This window comes from Pseudobutyrivibrio sp. AR14, from assembly GCF_900101325.1.
GTDB lineage: Bacteria > Bacillota > Clostridia > Lachnospirales > Lachnospiraceae > Pseudobutyrivibrio.
Window position 1 is genome coordinate 1 of sequence record NZ_FMUY01000031.1, and the last position, 5,293, is coordinate 5,293.

The following is a 5,293-nucleotide window of genomic DNA, read 5'->3' on the forward strand; positions in this document are numbered from 1 at the left end:
GACGAGAGAGGCATTATTTTTTTCGCTTGTTGTTTCTCTTTTCGAGAAAGTCAAGCAACGCAAGTAAGAAACCACAAGCTGTAAGGAGTAATGCTAATATTGTTAGCATAATCATCAACATTTCATAGTCCGACATATGCGTCACCTCCCTTCCATAGTGACATCCACTTTGTGGAGCACCTTATAGAATGGTTCGGGAGATTTCCACCTCGTCATGGGTACTTTCAGTGTGGATAAACCACATAAATAATTTAGCACATATGTTCGAAAAATACAATTGAACATGAAAAGTTTTTATATATTTTTATAGTTAAGAATGGTTTACCACTAGTACTCCCCGAAATCAGGAAGTGTAGTGGTAATTTTTTTGTCCATTACCACTAGGAATCGAGATATTTAGAGATGCTAGTGGTAAAGAATAGGAAATGTACCACTAGAAAGTGGAATAAATAGAACCTACAGTGGTATAGTAATGCTAGAGGCGCTAGGGTGAGGCGGCACTGCAATAGTAGCACCACAGAATTAAGGCGGCACTGCAATAGTAGCGCCATAGAATTAAGGCGGCGAGAAAAAGAATGGGAAAATGCGGGGGTTAAGATGACAGAAAAAGAAAAAATGGAATGCCAGAAGCTATATGATGCAAATTATGACAAGGAGCTGGAGGCGGAGCGTGTAAAGTGCAAGAGCTTGTGTCAGAAATATAATAGTCTTCCTATAGAAGAGCTGGATAAGCGCCATGAGTTTATAAAGACAATACTTGGCAAGACAGGTGAAAATGTGCACATCGAGCCTGATTTCTGGTGTGACTATGGATATAGAATCTCAGTGGGAGAAAATTTCTATGCGAACCATGGGTTGGTTATTCTGGATGCAGGTGGTGTGACATTTGGCAATGATGTGTTTATTGCTCCATCATGTGGGTTCCATACATCTGGCCATCCAATAGATTTCGAGAGGAGAAATCAGGGGCTGGAGTATGCGTATCCTATAGTGGTAGGTGACAATGTTTGGATAGGCGCTGGTGTGCAGGTGATGCCAGGGGTCACCATTGGAAGCAATGTAGTAATCGGCGGGGGCAGTATTGTAGTAAGTGATATTCCATCAGACAGTGTGGCTGTGGGAAATCCTTGTAAAGTGATTCGTCAGATTACAGAAGAGGATAAAAAGAAAAGCTGGGACAGATAGCCTAGGAGAAGGGCTTCCCAGGAACCTATGCAAGGGGAAAATATGAGAAAGTTAATTTTATTTGGAGATTCAAATACATACGGCTTTGATCCTAGAGGATTTGCCACTGGAAGATATCCTGCTGAGGCAAGGTGGGCTACCATCGTAAGTAACGCCCTATCAGAATCCTATCAGGTGGTGGAGGACGGCATGAATGGCCGTCAGCTGCCGGATGTGAGAGGCGGGTATTTTACAAGCATGCTAAGTGGGCTGAGTGAAGAGGATACTGTGGTAATGATGCTTGGCACCAATGACATATTGCTGACGTATATGCCTGATGCAAAAAAGACTGCAGAGAAAATGGAGAGGATTCTTAAATATGTTAAGGAGAACTTCAAGGGCAGATTCATCATGATTACCCCTCCATATATAGAGGCAGATGACCCAGACCTTATGAGGTACAGGGAGGCAAGCATTGAGATGAACCAGATTTTTTTAAAGTTGGCAGAGCAGTATGGCGTGGAGGCCATAGATGCAGCAGTCTGGAACATTCCTATGACATATGATGGGGTCCATTTTACAATGGATGGGCAGAGGGCTTTTGCCGAGAAGTTTTTAGAAGAGAGAATATAAAATAGCTGCTGTTCAGGAAACTGAGCAGCAGCTATTTTTGTAAGGATTTTATAAATTTATATTTGGAAGAGTATAAAGATTAGGCAGCTCTATGACCATAACGGTGATGGTGGTTGTGGTGGTTGTGATGACCGCCGCCGTGGCCAGGGTTGTCGCTTGAATCGCCGGATGTATTCGCTGATGCACCATCTGTAGTATCGCCGGTAGTATCATCAACTGTATCGACAGAAGTATCGTCAACAGTAGTATCTGTAGTATCATCCACAGTAGTATCTGTAGTGTCATCTACAGTAGTGTCTGCAGTATCGTCTACTGTAGCGTCTGTAGTTTCATCTGCTGCATCGACTGTTGCATCGTCTGTTGTAGTGGCAGATTCTTCATAATCGTCAGCATTGTAATCTGGGATAACTTTACCATCTTGAACCGCTTCTATAACTTTTTCAATGTAGGCTTCAATCTTTGGATCCTTTCCAATCTGATAATAGTATTCCTCAGAGATGAGATATCTGTTAGTGATTTTTTTAGTGTCATTATCAATTACAGTGACGCCGATATTCTGAAGCTGAATTCCCTGAGACTGAATATAGCATCCTGGGTATTTATCCTGATTGATGTCGGACATAGTTGTGTGAGAATGTCCGTCAAGCATCAGGTCAATTTTATGTACACCATCATCTTCGCCAGTGAAGGCAAAAAGGTCTACACTTCTGGTTCCATTTGCATAAACCTTGTCATATATTTTATTGCCATATTCGTCTCTATCAAATTCGAATCCCGCCTGATGTTTAAGAATGTCATTTTCAACTCCTAAGTGAGTTAAAGCGATAATTACCTCTGCGCCGTCTCCAGCTACCGCGTTGGCTGTTTCGCTGGCTTTGCTATGTAATTCGGTGGGATTTACAGAATATCCACATCTATCATACCAATTACCACTTTCTGGAGTAAGTAATCCGAAGAATCCTATTTTTACAGGTGTTTTTGAGCTATCTGTAATGGCATAAGCTTGAACCTTATCGTCTGTAAGACCATTTATATTTGCATCTACAAATGTGAAATTAGCAGCGTTGATAATGTTGTCAAGTGCATCCTTTTTGTGTTCAAATTCATGATTGCCAAGGCATGCATAGTCATAACCGACTGCATTCATTATTTTTACAGCAGCAATTCCTTTTGACTTATCTGTACTTTCCTTTGCATCGTCACTTTTACTATCGTAATACTGTATTTCTGGTTTGTCTGTACTGAAATCTCCTGAATCTACAAGAATAACTGAAGCTCCACGTTCTTCCATTTTATTTTTTAGACCAGCCACATAGGCGAAGTCTTTGATGGCGCCATGTACATCGTTTGTTGAAATGATAACGGTCTTTCCTGTTAAATTCTCGTCACTATTGTTTTTGCCATAAGTAGAGTCGTATGAACAACGCTTTTGTACAATAGAAAAATCTACAACCTCACCCCCGGCAGCTTCGACTGTACCAGCTGATGATAATAGGAGAGTAGCTGCTGTAAAAGCAGATACTAAAAATCTCGTAGTAAGTTTGTTTTTCAAAACAATACCTCCTTTATTCAAGTAATGTTTTCCAAGTAGTAGAAATTGTTACATGTAACATTGGGAATACCCTACCAAAAAAAATACGAATATGTCAAATGTATTTCAGTAAAGCGATAAAAATATTACAAAATGGATTTTGGGGAGATGAAAAAAATTTTCAAATAATATTCTCCCTACAAACCCCGTAAATACACAGAATGTGTATTGTGTGTAGTGAAAAAACTGAGTGATTATAGTGTAAGAAAAAATTAAAGAAGAGTTAAAAAGACTGAATAATAATCATATTTTATGTCAAAAATCTGAAATCTTTGTTTAATGAGTACTGTTTGGACCTAACATCTTTGTTAAAATTTACGCATTGTAGACAAAAATACGAAACTGTTAAAATAAAATAAGCTTAAACGTTTAAGAAAGAAATAAAGGACAAATTTCTGGAATCGGGGGTGAAAAAAGAATAATGAAACGAAAAACATCAATCGCGTTAGGGTTGCTTGTGACAGCAACGACTGTGCTTGCGCCAAGCTTGAAAGCTCATGCAGCACCGCAGATTGTTCCTTATGGTACAGTAGAGGCTGAGCTTGATTTTACAAGGAATGTAAAAGATGTTTTTACTGAAGAAGATGGGGTAACAACCGCTGTAAGTCTTGAAAACGGAAATTATTTTTCCATGAGGACCGTAAATTTCTCAAAGGGAGTTTCAAAAATCAGCGTTAAGTTAAAGGCTGACGGACCTGGAATCATTGTCATCCATAAAGGGGATGAAAATGGTGAAACGGTAGGAACTATCAGATACTCAGCTACAGATGGATATAAGGAATTCTCGGCAGATGTGACTAATCTGGCTGATACAGATTACTTTACTTTCGAAAATAAAGTAGGTAATTGTGCTGTAGATAGCTGGAAAGCAGTGCCAGGTGAGACACAGGAGCCTGAGACACCAGATACACCGGAAGAGCCAGATACTCCACCGGTGCAGCCACCATCATCAGAACAAGGTGCAATCAACCCTTATGAGAAGGTTGAGGCAGAGAATGCTACTTCAGATGAACTTACAAATGCGATGGTTGTACCATCAAAGGATAAAGTAGTAATCAATGAGAATGGTAAGGTTCTTGTACAGAACGTTAACTTCTCTCAGGGCGTTTCAAGTATCAACGTATATGCTCAGTCTTCAAAGCCAATGGTTAAGCTGAACGTATACATTGACGATGCAGATGCTCCAATAGGAACAGCAGCAGTTGGTACAAATATTACCAATGCAACTGCAATCAATGTTTCATCAAATATCACAGGCTCACACAATGTATACTTTGTGGCACAGGGCGGTTCGGTAACACTTGATGGATGGCAGGCAGTTGCTGCCGAAGGTGGAGTAGAGCAGCCACCAGTTGAGGAGCCACCTGTAGTGGAGCCACCAGTAGGCGATACAGTAAATCCATACAGCGCAGTTGAGGCTGAAAGCGCAGCAGCAACTGATATGAGTAATGCAAGAGTTACTCCTAAGAAGGATGCTGTAAGTCTTACACAGGCTAATTCATATGTTGCATATAAGAATGTAAACTTCGCTCAGGGCGTAGAGTCATTTGATGCAAATGTTTCTGCAACCGCAGCAGCAATGCTTGAGGTCAGACTTGACTCAGCTACAGGCGACAAGGTTGCAGCATTTAGATTAGATCAGAATAGTACAATTACTACTAAGACAGCTAAGGCACTTTCTACAGTTACAGGAACACATGATGTTTACTTTGTAGTAGCAGGTGGATCAGGCGTTACACTTGATTCATGGGTAGCAAAGACATCAGGTACTGTAGAGGAGCCACCTGTAGTAGAGCCACCAGTAGGCGAAACAATCAATCCTTATGAGAAGGTTGAGGCAGAAATCGCTACAGATCTTACAAGTGCAATGGTTACACCTTCAAAGGATAAGGTTGTAATCAATGA

General features: G+C 40.6%; 5 protein-coding genes. 3 read left to right on the plus strand and 2 right to left on the minus strand.

Translation table 11 applies throughout. From position 1 onward, the window contains the following. Positions 1–13 precede the first annotated feature (13 nt). The gene (locus BLP50_RS14575) at positions 14–136 is read right to left on the minus strand and encodes a hypothetical protein (protein WP_278335200.1); all 123 of its coding nucleotides are present in this window, start codon (positions 134–136) and stop codon (positions 14–16) included. 461 nt (positions 137–597) lie between these two features. On the opposite strand from BLP50_RS14575, the gene BLP50_RS13970 reads away from it, so the two are divergent. Next, the gene (locus BLP50_RS13970; protein WP_090155849.1) at positions 598–1,185 is read left to right on the plus strand and encodes a sugar O-acetyltransferase; all 588 of its coding nucleotides are present in this window, start codon (positions 598–600) and stop codon (positions 1,183–1,185) included. Positions 1,186–1,227: 42 nt separating this feature from the next. Continuing rightward, positions 1,228–1,797, plus strand: coding sequence for a GDSL-type esterase/lipase family protein (locus BLP50_RS13975; protein WP_176753794.1), 570 nt, complete (start codon positions 1,228–1,230; stop codon positions 1,795–1,797). A gap of 79 nt (positions 1,798–1,876) precedes the next feature. Here the strand turns inward: BLP50_RS13975 and BLP50_RS13980 are convergent, their stop codons facing one another. Then, positions 1,877–3,349, minus strand: coding sequence for a bifunctional UDP-sugar hydrolase/5'-nucleotidase (locus BLP50_RS13980; protein ID WP_090155854.1), 1,473 nt, complete (start codon positions 3,347–3,349; stop codon positions 1,877–1,879). 460 nt (positions 3,350–3,809) lie between these two features. On the opposite strand from BLP50_RS13980, the gene BLP50_RS13985 reads away from it, so the two are divergent. Further along, positions 3,810–5,293, plus strand: a 1,484-nt coding sequence (locus tag BLP50_RS13985) for a carbohydrate-binding protein (RefSeq protein WP_143001154.1), incomplete at its 3' end; no start/stop codon positions are given.